At 55.7% G+C, this 25,649-nt stretch carries 25 protein-coding genes and 1 tRNA gene; 15 read left to right on the top strand and 11 right to left on the bottom strand.

Annotated elements, in window-relative coordinates; all coding sequences use genetic code 11:
• Window positions 1-5: 5 nt before the first annotated feature.
• A complete protein-coding gene (locus BGP77_RS14360) occupies window positions 6-1,835 on the bottom strand; it encodes a beta-ketoacyl synthase (protein ID WP_108165399.1) in 1,830 nt (609 codons plus the stop codon).
• Window positions 1,836-1,936: 101 nt separating this feature from the next.
• Between BGP77_RS14360 and BGP77_RS14355 the strand changes: the two genes are divergently transcribed.
• Window positions 1,937-2,914: a GlxA family transcriptional regulator gene (locus BGP77_RS14355; protein WP_158269389.1), complete on the top strand. Its 978-nt coding sequence runs from the start codon at window positions 1,937-1,939 to the stop codon at window positions 2,912-2,914.
• Here BGP77_RS14355 and BGP77_RS14350 read toward each other — a convergent pair.
• The 5 genes from BGP77_RS14350 to BGP77_RS14330 are packed head-to-tail and all read right to left on the bottom strand — an operon-like array spanning window position 2,911 to window position 5,859.
• Window positions 2,911-3,366 (bottom strand): DUF2069 domain-containing protein, encoded by a 456-nt coding sequence (locus BGP77_RS14350; protein ID WP_108165397.1) that lies wholly within the window; start codon window positions 3,364-3,366, stop codon window positions 2,911-2,913. The genes BGP77_RS14355 and BGP77_RS14350 overlap by 4 nt on opposite strands.
• Complete coding sequence (gene wrbA, locus BGP77_RS14345) at window positions 3,353-3,952, bottom strand: NAD(P)H:quinone oxidoreductase (RefSeq protein WP_108165396.1); 600 nt, start codon at window positions 3,950-3,952, stop codon at window positions 3,353-3,355. The genes BGP77_RS14350 and wrbA overlap by 14 nt, the downstream gene beginning before the upstream one ends.
• Before the next feature lies 1 nt (window position 3,953).
• Window positions 3,954-4,301: an arsenate reductase (glutaredoxin) gene (gene arsC / locus BGP77_RS14340; RefSeq protein ID WP_108165395.1), complete on the bottom strand. Its 348-nt coding sequence runs from the start codon at window positions 4,299-4,301 to the stop codon at window positions 3,954-3,956.
• Complete coding sequence (locus BGP77_RS14335) at window positions 4,298-4,666, bottom strand: hypothetical protein (protein WP_108165394.1); 369 nt, start codon at window positions 4,664-4,666, stop codon at window positions 4,298-4,300. Before BGP77_RS14335 ends, arsC begins: the two co-directional genes overlap by 4 nt.
• Window positions 4,663-5,859, bottom strand: a complete 1,197-nt coding sequence (locus BGP77_RS14330) for a transposase (RefSeq protein ID WP_108165393.1) — start codon at window positions 5,857-5,859, stop codon at window positions 4,663-4,665. The genes BGP77_RS14335 and BGP77_RS14330 overlap by 4 nt, the downstream gene beginning before the upstream one ends.
• A 228-nt stretch (window positions 5,860-6,087) precedes the next feature.
• Here BGP77_RS14330 and BGP77_RS14325 point away from each other — a divergent pair, with 228 nt between their 5' ends.
• From BGP77_RS14325 to BGP77_RS14315, 3 genes are all read left to right on the top strand, one after another.
• The gene (locus BGP77_RS14325) at window positions 6,088-7,794 is read left to right on the top strand and encodes a protein-disulfide reductase DsbD (RefSeq protein WP_108165392.1); all 1,707 of its coding nucleotides are present in this window, start codon (window positions 6,088-6,090) and stop codon (window positions 7,792-7,794) included.
• A 128-nt stretch (window positions 7,795-7,922) separates the two neighbouring features.
• Window positions 7,923-8,438: a hypothetical protein gene (locus BGP77_RS14320; protein WP_108165391.1), complete on the top strand. Its 516-nt coding sequence runs from the start codon at window positions 7,923-7,925 to the stop codon at window positions 8,436-8,438.
• Window positions 8,439-8,511: 73 nt separating this feature from the next.
• A complete protein-coding gene (locus tag BGP77_RS14315; RefSeq protein ID WP_108165390.1) occupies window positions 8,512-8,814 on the top strand; it encodes a BolA family transcriptional regulator in 303 nt (100 codons plus the stop codon).
• A 1-nt stretch (window position 8,815) separates the two neighbouring features.
• On the opposite strand, the gene BGP77_RS14310 is transcribed toward BGP77_RS14315, so the two are convergent.
• A complete protein-coding gene (locus BGP77_RS14310; RefSeq protein WP_158269388.1) occupies window positions 8,816-9,361 on the bottom strand; it encodes a YecA family protein in 546 nt (181 codons plus the stop codon).
• Window positions 9,362-9,491: 130 nt separating this feature from the next.
• Between BGP77_RS14310 and BGP77_RS14305 the strand changes: the two genes are divergently transcribed.
• Window positions 9,492-9,567 (top strand) — tRNA-Arg (locus BGP77_RS14305).
• A 48-nt stretch (window positions 9,568-9,615) separates the two neighbouring features.
• Entirely contained in the window at window positions 9,616-10,368 is a 753-nt protein-coding gene (locus BGP77_RS14300) for an S-methyl-5'-thioinosine phosphorylase (RefSeq protein WP_108165388.1), read from the top strand.
• A 69-nt stretch (window positions 10,369-10,437) separates the two neighbouring features.
• Here BGP77_RS14300 and BGP77_RS14295 read toward each other — a convergent pair whose 3' ends face one another.
• Together BGP77_RS14295 and mfd are read right to left on the bottom strand one after the other, a co-directional pair.
• The gene (locus tag BGP77_RS14295; RefSeq protein ID WP_158269387.1) at window positions 10,438-11,268 is read right to left on the bottom strand and encodes a CsiV family protein; all 831 of its coding nucleotides are present in this window, start codon (window positions 11,266-11,268) and stop codon (window positions 10,438-10,440) included.
• Window positions 11,269-11,276: 8 nt separating this feature from the next.
• A complete protein-coding gene (gene mfd / locus BGP77_RS14290; protein WP_108165386.1) occupies window positions 11,277-14,738 on the bottom strand; it encodes a transcription-repair coupling factor in 3,462 nt (1,153 codons plus the stop codon).
• A 304-nt stretch (window positions 14,739-15,042) separates the two neighbouring features.
• On the opposite strand from mfd, the gene BGP77_RS14285 reads away from it, so the two are divergent.
• The 9 genes from BGP77_RS14285 to sthA are packed head-to-tail and all read left to right on the top strand — an operon-like array spanning window position 15,043 to window position 23,596.
• Entirely contained in the window at window positions 15,043-16,380 is a 1,338-nt protein-coding gene (locus BGP77_RS14285) for a Na(+)-translocating NADH-quinone reductase subunit A (protein WP_108165385.1), read from the top strand.
• A gap of 2 nt (window positions 16,381-16,382) precedes the next feature.
• The gene (locus BGP77_RS14280) at window positions 16,383-17,585 is read left to right on the top strand and encodes an NADH:ubiquinone reductase (Na(+)-transporting) subunit B (RefSeq protein ID WP_108165384.1); all 1,203 of its coding nucleotides are present in this window, start codon (window positions 16,383-16,385) and stop codon (window positions 17,583-17,585) included.
• Entirely contained in the window at window positions 17,575-18,357 is a 783-nt protein-coding gene (locus BGP77_RS14275) for a Na(+)-translocating NADH-quinone reductase subunit C (protein WP_108165383.1), read from the top strand. The genes BGP77_RS14280 and BGP77_RS14275 overlap by 11 nt, the downstream gene beginning before the upstream one ends.
• 2 nt (window positions 18,358-18,359) lie before the next feature.
• Window positions 18,360-19,019, top strand: coding sequence for an NADH:ubiquinone reductase (Na(+)-transporting) subunit D (locus BGP77_RS14270; RefSeq protein WP_199224282.1), 660 nt, complete (start codon window positions 18,360-18,362; stop codon window positions 19,017-19,019).
• A complete protein-coding gene (nqrE, locus tag BGP77_RS14265; protein WP_108165381.1) occupies window positions 19,020-19,628 on the top strand; it encodes an NADH:ubiquinone reductase (Na(+)-transporting) subunit E in 609 nt (202 codons plus the stop codon).
• Between the two features lie 18 nt (window positions 19,629-19,646).
• Entirely contained in the window at window positions 19,647-20,873 is a 1,227-nt protein-coding gene (gene nqrF / locus BGP77_RS14260; RefSeq protein WP_108165380.1) for an NADH:ubiquinone reductase (Na(+)-transporting) subunit F, read from the top strand.
• Window positions 20,873-21,898: an FAD:protein FMN transferase gene (locus BGP77_RS14255; protein WP_108165379.1), complete on the top strand. Its 1,026-nt coding sequence runs from the start codon at window positions 20,873-20,875 to the stop codon at window positions 21,896-21,898. Before nqrF ends, BGP77_RS14255 begins: the two co-directional genes overlap by 1 nt.
• Before the next feature lie 43 nt (window positions 21,899-21,941).
• The gene (gene nqrM, locus BGP77_RS14250; RefSeq protein ID WP_108165378.1) at window positions 21,942-22,178 is read left to right on the top strand and encodes a (Na+)-NQR maturation NqrM; all 237 of its coding nucleotides are present in this window, start codon (window positions 21,942-21,944) and stop codon (window positions 22,176-22,178) included.
• Window positions 22,179-22,201: 23 nt separating this feature from the next.
• Complete coding sequence (gene sthA, locus BGP77_RS14245) at window positions 22,202-23,596, top strand: Si-specific NAD(P)(+) transhydrogenase (RefSeq protein ID WP_108165377.1); 1,395 nt, start codon at window positions 22,202-22,204, stop codon at window positions 23,594-23,596.
• Between the two features lie 56 nt (window positions 23,597-23,652).
• On the opposite strand, the gene BGP77_RS14240 is transcribed toward sthA, so the two are convergent.
• On the bottom strand, window positions 23,653-24,513 hold the full coding sequence (locus BGP77_RS14240) for a DNA replication terminus site-binding protein (RefSeq protein WP_108165376.1): 861 nt from the start codon (window positions 24,511-24,513) through the stop codon (window positions 23,653-23,655).
• Window positions 24,514-24,678: 165 nt separating this feature from the next.
• Window positions 24,679-25,605: a transaldolase gene (gene tal / locus BGP77_RS14235; RefSeq protein WP_108165375.1), complete on the bottom strand. Its 927-nt coding sequence runs from the start codon at window positions 25,603-25,605 to the stop codon at window positions 24,679-24,681.
• Window positions 25,606-25,649 lie beyond the last annotated feature (44 nt).

Below are 25,649 nucleotides of genomic sequence, written 5' to 3'. Positions count from 1 at the left end.
GTGGATCAATCGAGGTAGGGGTTGTGTTGTGGCAGCTCGATGGCCGAGGTAAAGCGGCTCAGTGACAGCTGTTCCCGGCTCAGGCTCAGATCGTTTTCATTCATCACCTGTTGGCCGAAGGAGTACATCACCTTCAAACCGTCTTCGCGAGTGCGCCGATCGTAATCCGCCTGAGCAGCGACAACCGTTTCATTGCGACCTTGCCAACCATCGACGCTGTTTTGACCGTGGCGCTGACGCAATAAATCGAGCGTTTTCGCTGGCGACATCACCAGTGCGCTGGCGTTATTGCCGCCAAAGCCTTTGGCATTGATCAGCGCCGCATCCATATCCGCGCCGCGCTCTCCCGCAGCTTTATGTTGCATCAGAATGTCCAGATTAGAACGATGTACATCGTCAGCAATGTGATCGATGGTACCGATGCCCGGTATATAACCTTCAGTCCAAACACCCAGTGCTGCAGCCAGACTGTCACCAGCGGCCGGCGCCTGAGTGTGGCCGAGGTAGGCTTTGATCGCGCTGATCGACCATTTCTGAATACCAAACGTCTTAGCGATTTCATTAAAGATGTGCGATTCGGTAACCCGGTTTTGCGGTGTGCCGGTGCCGTGGGCCATCACAAAGGTTCGCGCCAAGCCAGCGTCGCCCAGAATGGCGCGGGCCAGAGCGGTGGTTTTGGCCATGGTCACGTAGTTGCCAACGCCGGGACTGGAAATGGATTTTTTGTTGGCGTCCGCGTTAACGAAAACGTCGGCGACGGAACCGAAGATAGTGGCGCCACACTCCAGCGCCAGTGCATCGTCCATCAGCACCACAAACTGGCTGGATTCGGCGATGGTGAAACCGGCGTTAGCTGAAAACGGCCGGCAGGCACGGCGGTTATCCACCTGATCGCTGTTATCGAGTGCGCGTAATTGATCGTCCTCGGCCAACGCGCCCATGGTGCGGAAGCCTTCGATGATTTCCGGCACGATCGGCGCTTCGGAGTTGCCGACGATCGCTACCCGGCACTGGCCGGATTGAATGTCGGCCATACCCTGACGCAGGTTGTACAGGAAGGTCGCACAGGCACCGACGTTGGTGCCGGTATTGCCAACGCTGTTGATGATGTAGGAGTTGATAAAGTCTGCCGACATTTCCGGCAGCGACAACGGCAGCATTTTTGAGGTAATGCGCGAGCCGGTCATTGGCGACTGATACAGTCCGCGCAAGCCCGCCTGGTCCAACTGCGAATACGCCGAACCGGCATACACCGAAATCTGATCCGGACGCACACGCTCCAGAACGGACTGCCAATCCATGCCCATTGATTGAATGGCATCGGAGGCGCCATAAACCGCCATCTGCAGACCGCGCGGATGGTGGGTAGCGTTGTAGTAAGACGACGGATCAAAACCCGCGGGCAAGGAGCCAGCTGACGACACCTTGCTGCGGTAGCTGCCCGGCAGCAGCACGGCCATATCGCCATCGACATGAAGCTGCACGGTGTTGCCGTGTTCGCCGGTGACTGTCCAGCCGGCGGGCAGGGGGTCGGGCAACTGACGACGCGGCAATTCAAAGTTCATGCCGTCGGCATGACTCAGTTTGGCTTTGTTCTGAATCGGCACCTGGTCCGGATCGAAATGACTGGTGGCGTTGATGCGGCGGACCAGAGTGCCATCGAGCATCGCCTGTCGATCGTCGGTGCCCATCAGCGTCGCCAGATCTTGCCAGGTGGCGGCCATCCGACTGTCGTCGAGTGCGTCGTGTACCAGGCGACGATAGCTGTGGTGCATGGAGACGCGGCCAGCGGCGTTAATGCCGCCAAAGCCGACGATCAGAGGCAGTGCTTTCATGTTTTGTGGTCCGTCTGTCGATAGCTGGGCGAGGACTATAGAGACAGATGGTGATCGGTGTTATAACTATCTGGACGAAAAGCAATACAAAAAGGACAAGAGTGAAACTGGCCTTTGTCATCAGTCCGCAGTCGTTGCTCACCGGAATCGCCTTACCGGTGGAAATGTTTTACGCCGCCAGTCGTCATCGTGTGCGCCGCCGCTCAAACACACCCTTGTCCATTCAGTTGGTCGGTGAAACCTTGCAGCCGCAGCGCGCTGTTGGCGGTCTGAATGTCCAGGCCGACCACACCTTTGCTCAGGCCGATAAGGCCGACCTGGTGTTTGTCCCGCCCATGTGGGGCACGCCTTGGCCGGTGATCAGCCAGTCGCAGCCCATGCAGAGTTGGCTGGTGGAGCAATATCAGCAAGGCGCTCGTCTGGCGGCCACGGGAACCGGCGTCGGTCATCTGGCGCAGGCGGGGCTGCTCGATAGCCGAGTCGCCACGACGCACTGGTATTACCTGGATCGTTTCCGGCAGCGATATCCACAGGTTAATTTTGAAGGCCATCATTTTGTGACTCATGAGGACGGTTTGTATTGCGCCGGATCGATCAATGCTCAGACAGATTTGGTGCTGTTTTTAATCGAACAGACCTTTGGTGAAGAAGCGCTGGCGCTGGTGGAGCGTCAGTTTATGCACGAACTCAAGCGAACCTTCTCAACGCCGTATTATGAGCCGGGTGGCGCAGTGCATCACGATGAGGGGGTCAGTCTGGTGCAATCCTGGGTGCGTCAGCATCTGACCGATGACATTACACTGGCCAATCTGGCGGGATTGGTGGACCAATCCGCGCGTAATTTCAGTCGACGTTTTCAAGCGGCGACGGGCGAAAGTCCAATGGCTTATGTGCTGCGCTTGCGCCTGGACAGCGCGCGGGAATTGTTGCGTGACACCAATTTGACCGTGGCTGAAGTGGGCGAGGCTTGTGGTTTTAGAACCGCGGCTTACTTTGGTCGGGTATTTCGCGAGCGCCTGTCGATGACGCCCGGCGAGTACCGCAAGATGGTGCGTTCTAAGCTGTTTGCTGCGGGTTAAAGTTGCTGCTCTTTAGCCGCCTGGGCCTGGCGCTGGGCGATGGCTTCTTCTCGTGCTTTTTTCGCCTTGGCGGCTTTTTTGAACGGTCGCAACCAAACGATGATTTGCACGAAGGCGTTCAAGGTGGTGCCGGTGATGGCCAGGCCAGCAATCAGATCGCCGGGTTTGAACATCAGTACGATGCCGAACATCAAATACGCCAGAATGAGAAAGCTCAGCCAGCTGACCGAACCGGGCTGGGGTTTGTGCGCCACCGCAACGAAACAGAACAGCGGAATGGAACTGAACAGGCCAACCACAATACACGAAGCAATCCATTCACCCAGGGGCATGGATCCGTAGTCCGGACCGTATAAAAACGCGCCTGCGTAGAGGGCGATCATCAATAGCCAGTACGCCAGTTTGAGTTGGCGGTTCAAATTGATGGTGTTGTCTTTTTCAGCGGTTGCCATCGTCAAGCCTCAATGCCAGTTGTGCCAATCGTCGCCCTTGATGGCGCGCCAGGCGAAGAACTTCAGCGTCCGGTGTTTTGTGATCTGCTCCCGCCACCCAGGAACTGCCGTACGGCGTACCGCCTGCGCTGTGATTGTGCAGGGTGGCTTCGCTGAAGGGGACGCCGCTGATCAACATACCATGATGCAGCAGTGGCACCATCATCGACAGCAGCGTTGATTCCTGTCCGCCGTGTGGCGTACTGGTGCTGGTGAAGACACCCGCTGGCTTGCCGATTAATCGTCCGGAAACCCATTCGTTGGTGCTTTGTTCGAGAAAGTATTTCAAGCTTGCAGCCATGTTACCAAATCGGCCGGGTGAACCCAGGGCGAGACCAGCGCAATCGGCCAGATCGTCGAGTGTGCAATAGAGCGGGCCATCGTCGGGAATGTCGCTGGCCGGCGCTTCGTGATCGGCGCGTACCGCCGGGACAGTCCTTAGGCGCGATTCAATACCACTGACTTCATCCGCTCCGGCAGCAATGGCCTGTGCCAGCCGCGCCACACTGCCGTTGCGGCTGTAATAAAGCACCAGCAAATACGGCACGTCAGATCAGCTCCAGAATCTGTTCGGGCGGCCGACCAATGCGCGCGGATTTGCCATCGCTCAACAGCGGGCGCTCCAGCAGTTTCGGGTAGTCCGCCAATGCCTTGGCAATGGCGTCCGCATTGCTGTCGGGCGACAACCCTGAGGCGGCATAGTCGGCTTCTTTGGTGCGCACAAGGGCGCTGGCCGGGCCTTCTAGCTGAGCGATCAGGGTTTTAATTTCAGCCGCGCTCAGCGGTTCTTTCAGGTACAGGCGGGTCTGATACGCCACGCCTGCATCGTCCAGCAGCGCCATGGCCTGGCGCGATTTTGAACAGCGCGGGTTGTGATACAACGTGAGGGTGCTCATGGTGTTTCTCTCTTCTCGGAGTCGCCGCCGGGGCGCCATTCATAAAGACGCTCCAATTCGTTCTGGTGCCACATCTCCGCTTCCGGCCCTCGGTCGGTGCCTTGATAAACACCGAGGGTTTTCAGTTTGATAAAAAAGCCCGGGCGAGGAATGGGTTCATTGCCTTTTTGAATAACCAGTGCCGCTCGTTGAGGCCGGCCCAGCAACGCATCATCTTCCTGCACCGCTTCCAGCAGTTCCGCCAGTTTCTGGATCTGTTTAGGCGGCACTAATCCCAGAGCGTCAGCCAGGGGTTTGTACTGGATGGTCTCACGGCGCAGCCGCAGACCTTCCAGCAATTGCAACAAGGCGTTGGTATCACTCATGAAGGACGAACAGCGACCGGTTGCAGTGTGTATTGGCGCAACATCAGGGTGAAATCGGCCAGGGTTTCGCTGCCGTAGGCCTCGGCTTTTTCACACCAGTCCTTAAACGCGGCCGCCAATTCGTCGCGCGATCGGGTGCGCAGTGCCCAGATGGCGTTCAGCTCTTCTTTGAGGCTGTGCAGCTTGTGCAGCTCTGGATGCTTGTCGAAAAACTCGGTCATCCACTGACGGCGCGATTCGTCCCATTGCTCCTGGTTTTGTGACAACCACGCAGACAGACGACGATAATGCTGACCGGCGCTGAGGCGAATGCCCGCGTCTTCGCGAACGGCCTTGCGCAGAACCCGGCGATGGAATTGAGCCATGACGCGAAATCGATCGTTCGCGGCCGCGACGGCGGTATCTGCATCGATCATCGATTTGCCGTCGTGACGGAAGACCAGTGGGCCACGGCGGATTTTGCTGGCCAGACCCAACGCCTTGAACAAACGAATGTAGGCCCAGCCCAAATCAAATTCATACCAACGTGACGACAGCTTGGCCGAATTGGGATAGGTGTGGTGATTGTTGTGCAGCTCTTCGCCACCGATCACGATGCCCCAGGGCACCAGGTTACGCGCTGCATCGGGCGACTCGTAATTGCGGTAACCCCAAAAATGCGCCACGCCGTTAATCACACCAGCGGCCCAGAACGGAATCCACAACATCTGAATGGCCCAGATGGATAAACCAATGGGACCGAACAAGGAGATATTAATCACCGCCATCAAGGCGATGCCGGCCCAGTTACCGATCTTGTGGCTGTACAGATGACGCTCAATCCAATCGTCCGGCGTACCGTTGCCGTAGCGCTTCAGCGTTGGTTCGTTGGCCGCCTCTTTGTACAATTCGGCGCCTTGCCAGAGAACTTTGCGCAGACCGAGAATCTGCGGGCTGTGCGGATCATCCTCGGTCTCGCAGCTGGCGTGATGCCGACGATGAATGGCGGTCCATTCTTTGGTGATGATGGCGGTGGTCAGCCACAACCAAAAACGGAAAAAATGGGCCAGAACTGGATGAAGATCCAGCGCGCGATGGGCGCTGTGGCGGTGCAGATAAACGGTTACAGAAACGATAGTCAGGTGCGTCAGTACCAGGGTGTAGAGCACAGGATGCCACCACTGCCACTGCAGAAGACCGGTTGCCAGCGTCATTGATTGTAGGTCCACAGGAATTGAAGCAGGCAGTATAGGCAAGGGATGCCAACGGGTGAAGCTGTGTATTGCTCTGTGGTCTAAACTGGCGGTCATCGCAAGGTAAAGAAGCTGAAAGCTGGCTGGTCGGTGGCCCCTTGCCCTCTCTACTATTTGTTGACGCCAAATTGACAGACCCGGCGCCGGCACGCTTGCGTTGACGCTCTAACAGTAAGGACCTGAGGTTCGATGAAATCGCTAGTCGCAGTATTGCTGATGATGGTGGCCAGTCTGGCTCAGGCAACCGATTTTCTGCCGGTGGATGACGCCTTTCAGCTGACGGTCGAGCGTCAGGGCGAATCGCTGCGACTGCATTGGCAGATTGCCGATGATTATTATTTGTATCGCGATCAGCACCGCGTCCTGCCGAGCGACGGTGCTGAACTGGGCTCAGTGCAGTTGTCACCCGGTGCGGTGGAAAAATACGATCCCACTTTCGATCAGCAGATGGTGGTCTACTACAACAGCATGACCGCTGTTTATCCGGTGCAAAACGACGGCGGCGAGATTGAAGTGGTCTATCAGGGCTGTGCGGATGCCGGCTTGTGTTATCCACCGCAAAAGCGGCGTTTCGATTTAAACGGCGTCGCTCTGGTCAATGCTGAGTCAGGCATGGGTGGTTTTTCCTCGTTCAACGACTCCGCGATCCTTGAACTGTCTGCTAACAACGCCAGCGGCTCTGAGTTGGCAACGATTACGCTGGCCAGCGCACTGGTGTTCGCCTTGCTCGGTGGTTTGATTCTTAACCTAATGCCCTGTGTGTTTCCGGTGTTGTCGTTAAAAGCGCTGCAGCTGGTGCAGCACCGTGCTGAACCCGGTCCGGACGAAACCAGCCACAGTGCCATCGTTCATGGCTGGCTTTACACCGCCGGCGTGGTGATCAGTTTCGTGCTGGTCGCGATGGTTTTGTTGGTATTGCGTTCTCTCGGTGCCTGGGTCGGTTGGGGTTTCCAATTGCAATCGCCCGGTTTTGTGGCGTCGCTGGTGGTTCTGTTTTTTGTGCTGGCTCTGGCGATGAGTGGGTTTGTAGAAATCGCCGGTCGCTGGATGGGCGCGGGTCAAAGCTTGGCCACGCGTGCTGGCTGGAGTGGCAGTTTCTTTACCGGCGTGTTGGCAACTCTCGTGGCAACTCCCTGTACAGCGCCTTTTATGGGCGCCGCCATCGGTTACGCCGTTACCCAACCGGCGGCGATTGGTTTGACCCTCTTCGCGGTGATGGGGCTGGGGTTGGCATTGCCGATTCTGGTGCTGACCTACCTGCCAAATCTCGGTCGATTTTTACCCCGACCCGGTGCCTGGATGGTGACGTTTCGTCAGCTGATGGCGTTCCCATTATTCGCCACCGTCATATGGTTGTTGTGGATTTTGGTTGAGCTGACGGAACCAGTCGTCATCATGACCGCCGGATTGGGTTTGCTGTTGTTGGTTCTGGTGTTGTGGGCTCATCGCTGGGCAGTGCGCATTACCGGTGCACCCTTATGGTTGCTGCGTGGCGCTCAGATTGTGGTGACGCTCTGCGCGTTGTCGTTGGTGTTTACCGCGCCTCAACCGGATGAGCAATGGCAACCCTATGATGCGGCCACCTTGCAACGCTACCAGGCGAATGGCACAGCGGTTTTCCTCGATGTCACAGCCGCCTGGTGTATTACTTGCAAAGCCAACGAATCGGTCGCCTTGTCGGGCGATGCCTTTGATCGCTTGGTACAGCGCACGGGCGTTCAACTGATGCGAGCCGACTGGACACGGCCGTCGCCCGAAGTGGATGCATTGATTGAGCGTTTCGGCCGCAACGGTGTGCCCTTGTATGTTGTGTATCCTGCGAATGGCGATGCACCGCGATTGTTGCCGCAGATTCTGACACCCAGTGCGGTCGCAGCGGCGTTTGAGTCACTCTAGTCGGCAAGTTGCTTCGGCGGCTGCTAGCATCATTGTGATGCAGGTAAAGCTTGCTAAGTGATTGATCAGACTGTTAAACATGCCCTGGAACGGGCCAATCCCATTGCAGGAGTAGGTTGTTAGCGCGGATGTTGTTGCCAGGTATTTTGGACATAGAAGCGTCCGGTTTCGGCCGGGGCAGTTACCCCATCGAAGTCGGCGTCGCCACGGAGCAGGGCGAAGAATACGCCTGGCTGGTTGTGCCGGAGCCAGATTGGTTGCATTGGGATGACGGTGCTGAAGCGATTCACGGTATTAGCCGTGATCTGTTGTCGAGTGAGGGTGTTTCGGTAGCGCTGGTTGCTGATCAGTTGAACGAGCTGCTCGAAGGTCAGATTCTGTACAGCGATGGCTGGGGTTTTGATTCTGGTTGGTTGGCGCTGTTGTATTACAGCGCCCGCAAAACAATGACGTTTCGTTTGGAAACTTTGCCACGCATTCTCAGCGAATTTCAGTTATCGGTCTGGGATGACACCAAACACCGGATACGCACCGAGCAGGGCTTGAGTCATCATCGTGCCGGCGTCGATGCCAAGGTGTTGCAGATGACCTATGAAGCAACGAGCTTACTCGAGCATCAACAGCAATTGCGCGGCCCGGGTTGATATTCAGACGTTGCCGCCCATTTTGGCAACGGGCTCTGTTAGCCCACCTTTGTTACTCTTATTGAGGTTAATCATGTCTGTCGCCGAACGCATTGAATCCAAACTGGCGGAATTGTCGCCATCCCATCTGCTGATCGAAAACGAAAGCCATCGCCATTCGGTTCCGGAAAACAGCGAAACGCATTTTCGTCTGGAAATCGTCAGTGATCGGTTCGATGGTTTGCGCTCGGTTAAGCGGCATCAATTGGTCTATGGGCTTTTGCAAGACGAGCTGAGTGGGCCGGTGCATGCGTTGGCGATTCATGCTTATGCGCCACAAGAGTGGGCAGGTCAGGCACCGGCCTCTCCGGATTGCCGGGGTGGCAACAAACTCTGAGTTATTTCACCGGTGCTTGCAGCAGCAAGTAGAGATCGGTCAGTACTTCAGGCAGGTCGTCGACCATCTGGCGAATCAATTTGGGTTGACGGTAAATCGGTTGGTAGTCGGCTTCATCGGCAAACAAACCGGAAGCCACTTCGATGGGCAAAAGCAGAGTGGCCAAACTGTCTTCCTGGTCACTTGCAAAATGCTCTGGCTCGGTAAAGACCACTTCCATAAACGCCTCAGCCCAAAACTGCTGCGGAGAATCCTGCCAGTCGGCGGTGGGTTCGAACGTTAAGGCAATGCCGTCGTCAGCATAGAGTTCGGTGGCAATCTGTTGATGCAGTTGCACGCACTGATCAGCAAACCATTGGGCCTCTGCATCGGGCAGGTCGTGCAGCGATTGGTCAATCGCGCTGGCCAACCATTCGTCAGACAACGGCTGGGCACTGATGGCTAACGCAGTCAGATAACCGTGCAGGCCGTGAATGTCCAAGCAATCGTCGGCGCGTTGGTCGTCTTCCAGCCAGTCGGCCAGTTGGTCCAGATCAAGATCAGTCATGGTTTTATCCTTGGTATCCTGGCGGCGATTATAGCGGTCATGGCGGCGTGTGAACATTGCAGCGACGTCGCTAATGCCTTGATCACAAACGGTTTCCATGCTGCCGAGGGGTCGGTACAATGCCCGCCGACTCCCTGTAGTTCAACTGGATAGAACGAGGCCCTCCTAAGGCCTAAATCCTGGTTCGAGTCCAGGCGGGGAGGCCAAAAACACCCAAACCACACCAACAACAAGAGCAGCGGGAGGTGTCACGGATGTCAGAAACACTGGCCATTATTGGCGGTACCGGTTTGACGCAGTTACCGGGACTGACAATTTCCAAAGCACACGATGTGCAAACACCTTTCGGCAGTCCTTCGGCGCCGGTATTAGAGGGCGAAATGGACGGATATCGAGTGTTGTTTTTGGCGCGCCATGGACACCCTCATCGTATTCCGCCCCATCAGGTGAATTACCGTGCCAACCTATGGGCGCTGCAAACGTTGTATGCCACTGACGTGATTGCTGTTACCGCCGTCGGCGGCATTACCCGCAATATGTCGACCGGCTCGCTGGTGGTGCCGATGCAGGTGATCGATTATACCCACAGTCGTGAATCGACCATTTTTGAAGGCGAATTAGCCAGCGTCACACACGTCGATTTCAGCTACCCCTACACCGAATCGTTGCGTCAATTGTTATTGCAATCGGCCAAAGGTGCTAACGAAGCGGTGATTAATGGAGGGGTATATGGCGCTACTCAGGGACCCCGTTTGGAAACCGCTGCCGAAATTTTCCGTATGGAACAGGATGGCTGCGATATCGTCGGTATGACCGGAATGCCTGAAGCTGTCCTGGCGCGCGAACTCAAGTTGCGTTATGCCGGGTTATCCTTGGTGGTGAATCCAGCGGCGGGTAAAGGCGAAGGTGTGATTACCATTAAGCAGATCGATGAAAATCTGGCCGATGGTATGGAACGGGTTAAACGCATTTTGCATGTTGCGGTCGATCGGTTTTACGGATCTTGATCAGCCAGTTATTCGCATAAAAAAGGTCGGCATTGCCGACCTTTTTTATTGGGCTGAATCCAATGATGATTACCGGTCTATGGGGGTAATCAGGATCAGCATGCCGAATTCCGGATTGTCTAAATAATGCAAATCACCGCTGCGCATACGACGACGCTGTTGCAGGCTGATGCTGTCAGTAGCGACAAAAAAGCGGTCGCTATTGGTTTGCCGGGATAGCTCACTTTGAAACACCGGTGCGCCTTGGTTTAACGATAAACCGGGGAAGGGCGCACTTGCTTCATTTTCCAGGCTGTCATCAATCAGACGAAAAGGGTTGTCTGTCTGGGTGTAGTGAATGAGCTGCAGGTCAGTTGTGAGGTGGAAATACCGTTCAACATACAACTCCAAATAGCCTTGCAGCTCAGGTTGCTGACCGTAGCTGTTGCCACCGCTGATGCGCAGCAACTCGACATCGTCGCGACCTGGCACCGGCTGTACCCAGGCTTGATGAAATAACAGTCGATAGCCATCACGACGGTTCATGGCCTCAATTTCTTCCGCCAATTGATACTCGGATTCGCCGAGTAAACGAAAAGGCGTCAGTTCGTTGAGGTCACCATCGAGAACGGTCCGTTCTGGACCATAGGTAATCTCATGACTTTCTAACGGTTCGGCGTCCGGGTCTTCTTCCTCTTGCTCCTCACGATCAAAGCGCAGCGTGTTGGGCAGTTCAATGCGAAAGGGACGCTCAGCCAGGGTGGGATAGGTTGGCCATTGCTCCGGGCTGTCGGTCTCACGGTCGGGATTCTCGAACACCAGAATTTCAACCTGATACCAGCGTTCCTCATCGGATTCGGCCAGCGCCAGCGTCGTTATCAGTGTCAACGTCAATGCCAGGACGGCATGTTTGAATGTCATCAGGGGTCTCATCCGGGTTGGCTGGTGATCAGTGTGAGGATTTCTTCGACGGTGTCAAACCGCTGTTCGGGTGTCTCACAGTCCGCATTGAAACGCAGCTGAGTCCCATTTTTCAGCTTGAAACGGTGAGGCTGTGACTGAATCAATTGCACCAGACGGAACGGATCAATGACGGTGTCTTTGGCGAAGTCGATAAAACCGCCGCTGGGGCCAACATCGAAGCGCTCAATACCCAGTGGTTCCAGGCGCAGACGAACCGATGTTTGACGGAACAAATTGCGCACCGCATCTGGCAATAAGCCAAAGCGGTCGATCATTTCCACCTGCAGTTCATCCAGCTCGTCGGCATCGGCCGCAGAGGCGATGCGCTTGTAGAGCGACAGTCGCGTATTGATATCGGGAATGTAATCGTCCGGAATCAGTGCCGGAATGCGCAAGTTCAAGTCGACACCGCCACGTTCGGCCACTTCGGGCGAGAAGGTTTCACCCGCTTGAATGGCTTTGACGGCACGATTCAACATGTCCAGGTAGAGAGAGAAGCCAATGCCTTCAATATGGCCGCTTTGCTCATCACCGAGCAATTCACCGGCACCGCGAATTTCCAAATCGTGTGTGGCCAGCGTAAAGCCAGCGCCCAGATCCTGTGCTTCGCCAATGGCTTCGAGCCGCTTTTGAGCGTCTTTGGTCAGTGACTTCCATGGCGGTGTCATTAAGTAGGCGTAGGCCTGATGGTGCGAGCGACCAACGCGACCGCGCAACTGATGCAACTGCGCCAGACCAAAACGATCGGCGCGTTCGATGACGATGGTGTTGGCCGACGGCACATCAATGCCGGTTTCAATAATGGTGGTGCACAGCAGCACGTTGAACCGCTTGTGATAGAAGTCGGACATGATGCGTTCCAATTGCCGCTCCGGCATTTGGCCGTGCGCGACCACGATCCGCGCTTCTGGTACCAGTTCGCGCAAGGCGCTGGCCGTGCGCTCGATGGTGCTGACTTCATTGTGCAGGTAGTAGACCTGGCCGCCACGCAGAATTTCGCGCAGTAAGGCTTCCTTCACTTGGGCGTCGTCGCGCTCCCGGACAAAGGTTTTGACCGATAAACGGCGAGCGGGTGGGGTGGCAATGATGCTGAGATCACGAACCCCGGACATCGACATGTTCAGGGTGCGTGGAATCGGTGTGGCGGTCAGTGTCAGGATATCGACGTTGGCGCGCAGTGCTTTGATCTTCTCTTTCTGAGTCACCCCAAAACGATGTTCTTCGTCGATGATCAGTAAGCCCAGATCTTTAAAACGCACGTCCTTTTGCAGCAGTTTGTGTGTGCCGACGACGATGTCGACGCGGCCTTCGGCCAAACCTTCAATGATGGCATTGGTTTCTTTGTCGGAGCGGAAGCGGCTTAGCGCTTCGACGCGGACTGGCCAGTCGGCAAAGCGGTCTCGGAAGTTTTCGAAATGTTGTTGGGCGAGCAAGGTCGTCGGCACCAGTACCGCTACCTGGCGGCCTGCCTGTGCCGCAATAAACGCTGCGCGTAAGGCCACTTCGGTTTTGCCGAAACCGACATCGCCACACACCAGCCGATCCATCGGCTGCTGGCGTTTCATATCGGCGATAACCGCATCGATGGCGTTGGCTTGGTCGGCGGTTTCTTCAAAGCCAAAACCGGCACTGAAACGGTGATAATCGGCTTCGGCGAACTCGAAATTGTGGCCGCTGCGCGCTTCGCGCTCGGCATAGAGGCTGAGTAATTCAGCGGCGGTATCGCGGACTTTTTCCGCTGCTTTACGCTTGGTTTTGGCCCAGCGGTCGTTACCGAGTTTGTGCAGCGGTGCCTGGTCGATGTCAGCGCCGGAGTAACGGCTGATCAGGTGCAAGTTGCTGACGGGTACATACAGCTTGGATCCTTCGGCGTAGGTCAGCATGACAAATTCCTGCGCCTGGCCGTCCACTTCCAGCGTTTCCAGCCCGGTATAGCGACCAACACCATGATCGAGATGAACCACCGGCGCACCGGGACTCAGCTCAGTCAGGTTCTTGATGATCTGATCGTTATTATCGGTCTGGCTGCGACTGCGCCGGCGTTGCTGAACCACGTAATCGCCGAACAGCTGAGTTTCACTGATCAGTACGAACTCGCCTTCAAGGGCGACCAGACCGTCGCTTAACGGTGCCACGGTCAAGCCATAGCGAACGCGGCTATCGGCGATGAAATCGCTGACTCGGGCAACGCTTTGTGGCTGAACACCAATGCCGTCCAGCAGCTCTTTCAATGCTTCCCGCCGACCCAGGGATTCAGCACAGAACAGCACCCGATACGAGCTTTCCATCAGGAAACGCTCCAGATGCAGCAGTGGCTGTTGGGCGCGATGATCGACCGGCAGTTCTTCTGGCGCCTCAACCGGGAGGTTGAGATGGCCGCTTTGTTCGCGAACCGCTTGCGTGGAGAGCGTCAGACGCGGAAACCCATTGGCGCGGCCAAAGAGCTCATTGCTGGGTGTAAACAGTTCCGTGGGCGTGAGTATGGGTTGGGTCAGGTCGTGGCGTCGATTCTCATAACGGGCTTCGACTTCGCCCCAGAATTGTTCTAGGGCGGTTTCCAGATTGTCGCCCTGTACGACCAGAGTGTTGTCTGGCAGATAATCCCAGAGTGTGTCGGTGCGTTCATAAAACAGTGGCAGGAAGTACTCGATACCGCCGGGCGCGATGCCTTCGCTGACATCCTGATAAACGGTACAACGGCTGAAATCGACATCAAAGCGCTCACGGAATGCTTGGCGGAAGCGGCTGATTCCGGTCTCGGTCATCGGCACTTCACGGCCGGGCAGCAGGGTAATGCGTTCCAACGACTCTTCTGAACGCTGGGTCTCGGCATCGAACCATTTCAGCGATTCGATTTCGTCATCGAACAGATCGACTCGAATGGGGCGATCGGCACCCATCGGGAAAACATCGAGAATGGCGCCGCGCACAGCAAACTCGCCGTGTTGGTAAACCGTATCCGTAGCACGATAACCGGCGCTTTCTAACTGGCGCCTTTGCGCTGCTAGGTCTAGGGTTTGTCCTAGATGCCAATCGAAGGCAGTGCCGATCAGCGCTTCGCGTGGTGGCAGTCGGTGACTGAGGTTGGCTGCGGTGGTCAGGCAGATCCCATGGGGCGCCTCGGCCAATTGGTTCAGTAGGCTCAATCGGTCGGAGATGATGTCTTCGTGCGGCGAAAAATTGTCGTAGGGCAGGGTTTCCCAATCGGGGAAACTGAGAATTTCCCAGGCGTCATCGGTGGCGCGAAAGACGGCCAGCTCAGTGGCCAGTCGGTCCAGTTGAGCGGGGCTGTCGGCAATGACCAGCAGTGTGCCACCCTGGTCGCGAATCAGCTCTGCCAAGTAGGCACTGTCGGCACTGCCGCGGACGTTGCCAACGCGACGATGGTCGCCACTTGTTTCGGGTCGATTGAGCGTGTGACTGAGCATGGAGGATTGTGGCTTCCTGGCGGTACAGAAGGGCGCGAATGCTATCAAAAAAGCAACGGCCGGCACAGCCACAGGCGCCACTGTACAGGCTTTATACAAAAATAGCGCTGTTCGAATAAAGGCAGCGTGATGGTAGCAATGGCGGGTGACGATCTTTATACTTGGGCCCGCTTTTTCTAGGTGGGTTGGTCAGGTTTGCCGCCTTGGCACAAGTCTCTCCGGCCTGAAACGCATTTGACACCAGACTGCCGGAATGGGCCGTGTCCTACCGGTTCCGTCTGTCAGTCATCGGGTAAAGCACACTATGATAAAGATCAGTAAAGGGCTCGACCTTCCGATCTCCGGTGCACCGCGCCAGGAAATTTCGGACGGTCGGCCGGTTTCGACCGTCGCCCTGGTCGGTTACGACTACCAGGGTATGAAACCGACGATGTTGGTGCGCGAAGGCGATCGAGTGAAGCTCGGTCAACCGGTTTTCACCGACAAAAAATCAGAGGGTATCGTTTACACTGCGCCAGCTTCGGGCATCGTAAAAGCCATCAACCGAGGCGCTCGGCGTGTTTTCCAATCCATGGTGTTTGAGGTTGACGGCAACGACGCTGAAGACTTCGGAGCCACGCCAGCCGATCAGCTGGCCAGTCTGGATGCTGCCACCTTGCGCGAGCGTCTGGTTAAATCGGGTTTCTGGTCAGCGTTCCGCACACGTCCTTATTCCAAAGTCCCTGCTATCGACAGCACACCAGCGGCCATTTTCGTGCAAGCAATGGATACCAATCCGTTGGCGGCGAATCCCGAAGTGGTTATTGCTGAACAAGCGGAAGCCTTCACTCAGGGTTTGTCCTTGTTGACTAAGCTGACTGACGGCAAAGTCTGGTTGTGCAAAGCTCCGGGTGCCAAAATCCCGACCACTGATGGCATCAGTGTCGAGGAATTTGCCGGTGTTCATCCGGCAGGCAACAGCGGAACGCACATTCATTTTCTGGAACCGGTCAGCCTTGAAAAGACCGTCTGGAGTATCGGTTACCAGGACGTGATTGCCCTGGCGAAACTGGTGACGACCGGTCAGCTATCCATGGACCGTGTGGTCGCACTGGCGGGCCCGCAGGTGAAAGAACCTCGTTTGGTCCGTACCCGCGTTGGCGCTTCTCTGTTCGATCTGAGTCGCGATGAACTGAAAGACGGCGAGAGCCGACTGATTTCCGGTTCTGTCTTTGGCGGCCGCGGTGGCGTTGATGAGGTGACCTTCCTGGGTCGTCATCACACTCAGGTGAGCGTTCTGGCCGAAGGTCGCGAGCGTCCGATCCTGCATTATTTGCAGGCCGGTCGTAACCGTCACTCCGTACTGAATATCTATCTGTCCAAGTTATTCAAGGGCAAGAAATTCGACTTTACCACCACCACCAACGGTTCCGAACGAGCCATGTTGCCGGTGGGGCAGTTCGAAAAAGTCATGCCATTGGACATCCTGCCAACCCAGCTGTTGCGTGCTCTGGTCGTAGGTGACCTCGACGCGGCTGAGCAACTCGGTGCTCTGGAGCTGGATGAAGAGGACCTGGCGCTGTGCACCTATGTGTGTGCCGGTAAGTACGAATACGGTCCGATTCTTCGCGACAACTTGACGCGCATCGAGCAGGAGGCCTGAGCATGGGTTTGCGTAATACTCTCGACAAGATGGCGCCTTATTTCGAAAAAGGCGGCAAGTACGAAAAGTGGTACGCCCTCTATGAGGCGGTCGATACCATTCTCTACATGCCTAACAGCGTGACCCGTACCACGGCGCACGTGCGTGATGGCATGGACCTCAAGCGCATCATGATTACCGTTTGGGTGTGCGTTTTCCCAGCGATGTTCTGGGGTATGTGGAACCTGGGTTTCCAGGCTAATACCGCCATCGCGGGTGGCCTGTCGCCAAGCGACAACTGGCACGAAGCGCTGATCAGCCTGTTAGCGGGGCACGATCCGGCCAGTGTCTGGGACAATATGGTCTATGGCGCTGCCTACTTCCTGCCGATTTACGCCGTTGCTTTTGCGGTCGGTGGTTTCTGGGAAGTGTTGTTCGCCATGGTGCGTGGCCACGAAATTAACGAAGGTTTCTTCGTTACGTCCATTCTGTTCGCGCTGATCTGCCCGCCGGATCTGCCGCTGTGGGCCGTAGCTCTGGGTATCAGTTTTGGTGTGGTCATCGGTAAGGAAGTGTTCGGTGGAACCGGCAAAAACTTCCTCAACCCGGCGCTCACCGGCCGTGCCTTCCTTTACTTTGCGTATCCGGCGAGCATGTCCGGTGATGCGATCTGGACAGCCGTTGATGGTTTCTCCGGTGCCACCGCACTGAGCTTTGCGTTCAGCGACGGCCTGGTCGATTCCATGCTGGGTGGCCTGACCTGGATGAATGCTTTCCTGGGTATTCAACAAGGTTCGATTGGCGAAGTCTCTACGCTGATGATCCTGATCGGCGGTGCTGTTTTGTTGGTGATGGGCATTGCCAGCTGGCGCATTGTTGCCGGTGTGATGATCGGCATGATCGCGTTGTCGACCCTGCTGAACTTCGTTGGTAGTGAGACCAACCCGATGTTTGCTCTGCCTTGGTATTGGCATCTGGTTATCGGTGGTTTTGCCTTCGGTATGATGTTTATGGCAACCGATCCGGTTTCGGCATCGATGACCAATACCGGCAAAATTTGGTTTGGTATTTTGATTGGTGTCATGACCGTCATGATTCGAGTCATTAACCCCGCGTTCCCAGAAGGCATCATGTTGGCCATCATCTTTGCCAACATCTTTGCACCGACCATCGATTACTTTGTGGTGCAACGCAACATCAAACGGAGGCTTGCTCGTGGCCAGTAATAAAGACTCCATTCAAAACGTTATCAAAGTAGCACTGCTGGTCTGCTTGGCGTGCGCCATTGTGGTGTCGACGGCAGCGGTTGTGTTGCGTCCGATCCAACAGCAAAACCAGCAAGCGGACTTGCGCCGCAACGTGCTGCAGATTGCCGATATGTTTCAAGCGGGTGTGCCGGTCGATCAGCAATTCGAGCAGATCGAAACGCGTCTGGTTGATTTGCAAAGCGGCACCTTCTCGGATGAGTTCAACACCGAGGACTTTGATCCTCGCTCAGCGCCTAATAACCCGGAAATCAGCAGCAGCATTCCGGCCAGCGAAGACATTGCCGGTCTCAAACGTCGCGAGCGTTATACCGAGGTGTATATCGTCAACGGCGAAAACGGCCAGATGCAGACACTGATATTGCCGGTTCGTGGTTACGGTCTGTGGTCCACCATGTGGGGCTTTATCGCCTTGGAAGATGACCTCAATACTGTGGTTGGCTTTGGCTTCTATGACCAGGAAGAAACGCCGGGTCTGGGGGGAGAAGTTGATAACCCGCGCTGGAAAGCTCAGTTCCCGGGCAAGCTCGTCTACGGTGAAGACGGCAACGTCCAACTGGAGCTGAAGAAGGGCGGTATTAACCCGAACAATGAGATGGACGCCACTTACCGCGTCGACGCACTCAGTGGTGCAACGCTGACCAGTCGCGGTGTGACCAACCTCATCCAGTATTGGATGGGTGAGCGTGGCTTCAAACCTTTCCTGAACAATCTTAAAGCAGGAGAAGCTTGATCATGTCTGAAGCACGTAAGGTGTTAGTGACACCGATTTTCTCCGATAACCCCATTGCCCTGCAGATTCTGGGCATCTGTTCTGCGCTGGCGGTGACCACCGGTCTGAAAGTGACCGTGGTGATGTGTATCGCTCTGACGCTGGTAACGGCATTCTCCAACCTGTTTATCTCCATGATCCGTAACCAGATCCCGGGCAGTATTCGTATCATCGTGCAGATGACGATTATTGCCTCGCTGGTAATCGTGGTGGACCAGGTGCTGAAGGCTTACGCTTTTGATATTTCCAAGCAGCTGTCGGTCTTCGTTGGCCTGATCATCACTAACTGTATTGTGATGGGTCGCGCCGAAGCCTATGCCATGCAAAACCCGCCGGGTCTGAGTTTCCTCGATGGCATTGGTAATGGTCTGGGTTACAGTGCAGTGCTGCTGTTCGTGGGTTTCCTGCGTGAGTTCTTTGGTTCCGGCAGCCTGTTTGGCTTTCAGGTACTGCAGACCGTCAACCAGGGTGGCTGGTACGTTCCTAACGGCCTGATGCTGCTGGCGCCCAGTGCCTTTTTCATCATCGGTGCTTTCATCTGGATTCTGCGTACTTGGGACCGCTCTCAAGTAGAAGACAACGAATTCACCATGAAGGCGCACGTTAAGAAGGAGGCTGTGTAAATGGAAGCCTTGTTGAGTCTGTTTATTCGTGCCGTTTTCGTTGAAAACATGGCATTGGCCTTCTTCCTCGGGATGTGTACTTTCCTGGCGATTTCCAAGAAGGTCTCGGCGGCGATCGGTCTTGGTATTGCGGTGATCGTGGTGCAAACCGTCACCGTGCCGGTCAATAACCTCATCCTCAATTATGTACTCGCCGAAGGCGCGCTGGGCTGGGCCGGTTTTCCGGAAGCTAACCTGGAATTCCTGGGTTACCTAAGCTACATCGGTGTGATCGCGGCCATTGTCCAGATTCTGGAAATGGTGCTCGATAAGTACTTCCCGGCGCTGTACAACGCTTTGGGTGTGTTCCTGCCATTGATCACGGTGAACTGTGCCATTCTGGGTGCTTCGCTGTTCATGGTTGAGCGGGACTACAACTTCAGCGAATCCGTGGTTTACGGTATTGGTGCGGGTGCCGGTTGGGCCTTGGCGATCGTTGCTCTGGCGGGTATTCGCGAGAAACTCAAATACAGCGACGTTCCAGCTGGATTGCGCGGTCTGGGCATCACCTTCGTTACCGTTGGTTTGATGTCTCTGGGCTTTATGTCGTTCTCCGGCGTTTCTCTGTAAAGGCTGAGGATTGAATCGATGAGTACAGAAATTATTTTGGGTGTTGTTCTTTTCACCCTGATCGTTCTGGCACTGGTCGCCGTCATTCTGTCGGCCCGTGCCAAGCTGGTAAGTACCGGCGATGTTTCTATTGAAATCAACGAAGACCCTGATAAGGCCATTACCGTTCAGGCTGGCAGTAAGCTGCTCGGCACCTTGGCCAACCAGGGCATCTTCCTGTCGTCTGCCTGCGGTGGAGGCGGTACCTGCGCTCAGTGTAAATGTAAGGTACTCGATGGTGGTGGCGCTGCGCTGCCGACCGAAGAGACGCATTTCACCAAGGGTGAGTTGCGCGACGGCTGGCGTCTGTCGTGCCAGGTTGCTGTGAAGCAGGACATGAAGATTGAAGTCGATCCGGAATTCTTCGGCGTTAAGCGCTGGGATTGCACGGTCGAGTCCAACCCTAACGTGGCGACCTTCATCAAGGAGCTGACGCTGAAACTGCCCGAAGGCGAAGACGTTGATTTCCGCGCCGGTGGTTATGTTCAGTTGGAAATTCCGCCACATGAAGTGCACTACAAAGACTTCGATATCGAGCAGGAATTCCATGGCGACTGGGATAAGTTCAACATCTGGCAGTACACGTCCAAGGTAACTGAAACCGTTACCCGGGCTTACTCCATGGCGAACTATCCGGACGAGAAGGGCATCGTTAAGTTCAACATCCGTATCGCCACGCCGCCGCCGGGAACCAATCACCCGCCGGGTCAGATGTCGTCTTATGTATTCAGCCTGAAACCGGGCGACAAGATTTCGGTTTTCGGTCCCTTCGGTGAATTCTTCGCCAAGGACACCGATGCTGAGATGGTCTTTATCGGTGGTGGTGCCGGCATGGCGCCGATGCGTTCGCACATTTTCGATCAGCTCAAGCGTTTGCATTCCGATCGAAAGATCAGCTTCTGGTACGGCGCGCGCAGCTGGCGCGAAGCCTTCTATGTTGAAGATTTCGATGACCTGGCCAAAGAGAACGACAACTTCGAATGGCATCTGGCGCTGTCCGATCCGCTGCCCGAAGATAACTGGGACGGTTACACCGGCTTCATCCACAATGTTCTTTACGAGCAGTATCTGAAGGATCACGAAGCACCGGAAGACGTCGAGTACTACATGTGTGGGCCACCGATGATGAACGCGTCGGTCATCAAGATGCTTGAAGACCTGGGTGTGGAACCGGAAAACATCATGCTGGACGACTTCGGCGGTTGATGCGGTTTTATCATCTGTTATGCAGCCTGGCGCTGGTTGTTGCGACCGCGCTGCTGGCTGCTTGCGGCGACCGAGAGGTCGCCGTTCGCACTTTGGCTGGCTACAGCATGGGTACCAGTTATAGCGTTAAGCTGGTGACCACCGTTGCTGAAGCAGAGCGTCTGGATGGCACTGTGCGTTCGCGCCTGGACGCCGTGAATCAGTCGATGTCGACCTATCTGCCACGTTCGGATGTGTCGCGTTTTAACGACGCCGGAGTGGGCGACTGGGTTGACGTCTCGCCCCTGACCACGGAGGTGGTCGCGCTGGCGCTGATGATCGCGGAAGCCAGCGATGGCGCGTTCGATCCGACCATCGCGCCACTGGTTGACCTGTGGGGCTTTGGTCCGCAGCCGAGACCGAATCAAGCGCCGTCACAGCCACAGATTGAGCAATTGCTGGATCAGGTTGGCTGGTCTGCAATCGACTTGGACGAAACGGGCAATCGATTGCGTAAGCAAGCGCCGCGTGAGTTGGACTTGTCCGGTATTGCCAAAGGCTTTGCGGTTGATCAGGTGGCTGATGCACTGGCACAAGCCGGTATCGAAGCCTACCTTGTAGAAGTGGGCGGTGAATTAAGATTTGCTGGCACCAAGCCGGGTGGTGAACCCTGGCGTGTGGGTATTGAAACGCCCGAAAGTGGCGCCCGCAGCGCCTATCGCATTCTTGAAGTAACCGAGGGTGCGATGGCGACCAGCGGTGACTATCGCAACTATTATGAAGAAGCGGGTGTGCGCTATTCACACACTCTGGACCCGAGTAACGGCCGACCCATACGTCATTCATTGGTCTCCGTTACTGTATTGGCCGATGACTGCGCCTTGAGCGACGCCTATGCGACCGCCATGTTGGTCAAGGGCGCATCACTGGCGCGTCAATTAGCGCAGCAACAAGGCCTGGCAGTGATGCTGATTGAACGGTCTGGCGACGGGTTTCAATCCTGGCAGTCAGATCGATTTGCCGAACTCTATGGTTCGGTGTCCTGATAACTGAAACAGTAACGCCCACTGGGCGAAGGAGAGGTGCACCATGGCAACCTTTCTGGCCGTATTGGCCTTTATGTTGATTGTAGTGGCGGCCATGTCCGTCGGTGTGATGTTCGGCCGTCAGCCGATCAAAGGGTCCTGCGGTGGCATGGCTGCCATCGGTATGGAGTCGGAGTGCGATGTGTGCGGTGGCGATAAAAGTCGCTGCGATTCAGATACCCCGTTAACGCGTCGTGCCAAGAAAAAAGCGGCCGATCTGGCCGTGGATGCAACCCGCTGAATTGATTCTGGGAGTAATGGCAGTTGACCGAGACGCAGTATGATCTGGTAATCATCGGCAGTGGTCCTTCGGGTGAAGGCGCAGCGATGAACGCCGCCAAAGCCGGCCGAAAAGTGGCCGTTATTGATATGCGCCAGCGCGTGGGTGGCAACTGTACTCACCAGGGCACCATTCCTTCCAAGGCGTTGCGTCATGCAGTGCATCAAGTGATGCAGTTCAACCGCAACCCCATGTTCCGGCATATCTCGGAGCAGAAGTGGCTGTCGTACAGTCAGGTGCGTGAAACCGCTCAACGCGTGATCGACAAACAGGTCGCTATGCGAGCACGGTTTTACAGTCGCAATGGCATTGACCTGTATTACGGTGTCGCCAGTTTTGTCGACAACCATTCGATTCAGGTGGATCAAGGCGATGAACAAGCCGATGTACTGACGTCCAAGGAATTTATCATTGCCACCGGTTCACGTCCCTGGCGCCCACCGGCGGTGGATTTCAGTCATCCGCGTATCTTCGACAGCGACACCATTTTAAATTCCACCGAAACGCCGCGTCATATTGTGATTTACGGTGCGGGTGTGATCGGCAGTGAATACGCGTCCATCTTTAACGGCCTGGGTTGCAAGGTTGACCTGATCAACCCTGGCGGTCGCTTGCTGGCATTTATGGACGATGAAATTTCCGATGCGCTGAGTTATCACCTGCGTGGGCATGGCGTGCTGGTGCGTCACAACGAGACGTTCCAATCGGTTGAAGCCTTTGACGATCATGTTGTTCTGGCGCTTGAATCGGGTAAGAAGATCAAAGCCGATGCCTTTATGTGGGCCAACGGCCGCAGCGGTAATACCGATACGCTGAACCTGGAAGCCGTCGGTCTGGAAGCCAACCGTCGTGGCCAGTTGGAAGTCGATGAGCATTACCGGACGTCGGTCGAGAACATTTATGCTGCCGGCGATGTGGTTGGCTGGCCAAGCTTGGCCAGTGCGGCTTATGACCAAGGCCGCAGTGCTTCCGGCGTGATCGTGCAGAACAATACTTACCGACATATCAACGATGTGCCGACCGGTATCTACACCATTCCGGAAATTTCCTCAGTCGGTCAGACCGAGGGTGAACTGACCGACGCCAAGGTGCCTTACGAAGTGGGCAAGGCTTACTTCAAGGACATCGCCCGGGCTCAAATTACCGGCGAAGACGTGGGTGTATTAAAGCTGTTGTTTCATCGTGAAACTTTGGAGCTTTTGGGCATTCATTGTTTCGGTGACCAGGCCGCTGAGATTCTGCACATTGGTCAGGCGATCATGGCGCAAAAGAACGGTGGCAATACCATTCGTTATTTTATTGAGCACACCTTCAACTACCCGACCATGGCCGAAGCCTATCGGGTGGCGGCACTGAATGGTTTGAATCGCATTTTCTGATCGTCAGTCATTAAAAAAGCCGGCTTTGTGCCGGCTTTTTTGTGCGCCGTTGATCGTTAATAGGTTCGGTGCTTGGGTTGTCGATAACGATGCACTCGTATTGACGGCAGCCAGGGCTCGTCTTCCAACTTGTTATCGCTGCGCACCAGGCGATGGCGTTCGTTCGGTGGTGTCTCTGGTGGAATGGAAAAATCCGGCAGTTCGTTGATGCCCTGGCTGGGAAATAACAATGGCAGCGAGACATTCATCGATTTTCGACGGCCATCGGCAAACACCAAGTTAGCCCGCAATACCGGCGCCTGACGTTGTACTCGAGCCAATGGCTCGTTATCGGGCAGGGTGGCCAGTCGTTCCATCTGAATGCGAATGTGAGCCGCTTCAGTGTTCAGTTTGGTCAGCCGCTCCCAGGCTTCGGCTTTGGTGATGCGGGCGATGGAACGACCGCTGCTGTACCAACTGAAACCAACCCGGTCTGGCCGTTTAACCACCAGTGGCAGATGGCGGAAGACCTGTTTTAAATGCAGACGAGCCAGCCCTTCACGGCCGAGCGAATCGTTCAAACTTTGATAGCGCCGAGCCAAGCGCCCCTGAATTTCCCGCCAGGCGATGTTGTCGGCTTCTTTCAGCGCGTGTACGACTTTACGGAATTGATCCTTAGCCAGATTTACTTCCGCTGCCAAGGTGATCTGTTCGCGGTTGAGCGCGATCAGTCCCGGATAAATCCGCGTTTCACGACCGTCCTGTTCTTCCTGATACCAAAGATCCAGCAGTAGGTCTTCCAGGTCCGGCGCGCGCACTGAGCCAGCCCAGGGCGCTATCCAATGGGCACTGTCGTATTGATTGACCGACTTGGCAAAGGCAGCAATGGCGCGGCGCATGTGCTCGAATTGATCGAAGAGGCGTGTTTCGCTGTCCATTTATACCGTTATCTCCTGTGGCGTTACGCTAGTTTAGCGGTTTGTGTCGAAGTCGCCAAGGCGGGACTGATGGCTGCGAGGTGCTTGCAGTGGTATCGGGGACGTATTGGCAGGAGGGTCGAAATGAGCAGGGCGACACAGTGCGTCGCCCTGTTGATCAGGAAATCAGGAAGCGCGTGAACGGATCAGTTCTTCCATCTTGACCTGGTCTTCGATGAATTTGCGAATGCCTTCGGCCAGTTTCTCAGTGGCCATCGGATTGTTGTTCATGCCCAGACGGAAGTCCGGTTCGCTGATGGCTGGCGTTTGGTCATCACTACCACCACCGGCGTTCAGCGCGCGTTTCAGCTCGCCGTTGTCCTGGCTCAGTTCTTCCAGCAGGGCCGGGCTGATGGTCAGGCGGTCACAACCGGCCAGCGCCTCAATTTCGCCGGTGTTACGGAAGCTGGCTCCCATCACGATGGTTTTGTAACCGTTGGCTTTGTAGTGCTCGTAGATTTCACGCACTGAGACCACGCCCGGGTCTGTTTCAGCGGTGTAGTCTTCGCCGGTGGAGGCTTTATACCAGTCGAGAATACGGCCGACGAACGGCGAGATCAGGGTGGCATTGGCATCGGCACAGGCTTGAGCCTGTTCCATGCCGAACAGCAGCGTCATGTTGCAGTTGATGCCTTCCTGCTCTAAGACGCGAGCGGCCTGGATGCCTTCCCAGGTCGACGCGATCTTGATCAGAATGCGATCGCGACTCCAACCGTCCGCTTCATACAGTTCGATCAGTCGACGGGCCTTGGCGAGGGTGGCATCAGTATCGAATGACAGACGGGCGTCGACTTCGGTAGAAACGTAGCCAGGTACTTCTTTAAGAATCTCCTGACCGATGGAAGTCAGGATGCGGTCGATGCCGTCGTCGAAGTTATCGGCCTTGGCCATGCAGCGATCAATCAGATCGTCGTAATGGCCGCCCTGGATGGCTTTGAGTACCAGGGAAGGGTTGGTGGTAGCATCTTGCGGCTTGAACTTGCGGATCGATTCGAGCTCGCCGGTATCAGCGACGATGACGGTGAACTCTTTGAGTTGTTCGAGTTTGTTCATAGCGACTCTCTGTGCTTTACCTGTGGTGTGTAAGTTGCGTGCGC

Source organism: Saccharospirillum sp. MSK14-1, from assembly GCF_003054965.1.
In the GTDB taxonomy this organism is placed as follows: domain Bacteria; phylum Pseudomonadota; class Gammaproteobacteria; order Pseudomonadales; family Natronospirillaceae; genus Saccharospirillum.
This window is presented reverse-complemented; position numbering and strand designations above follow the sequence as displayed.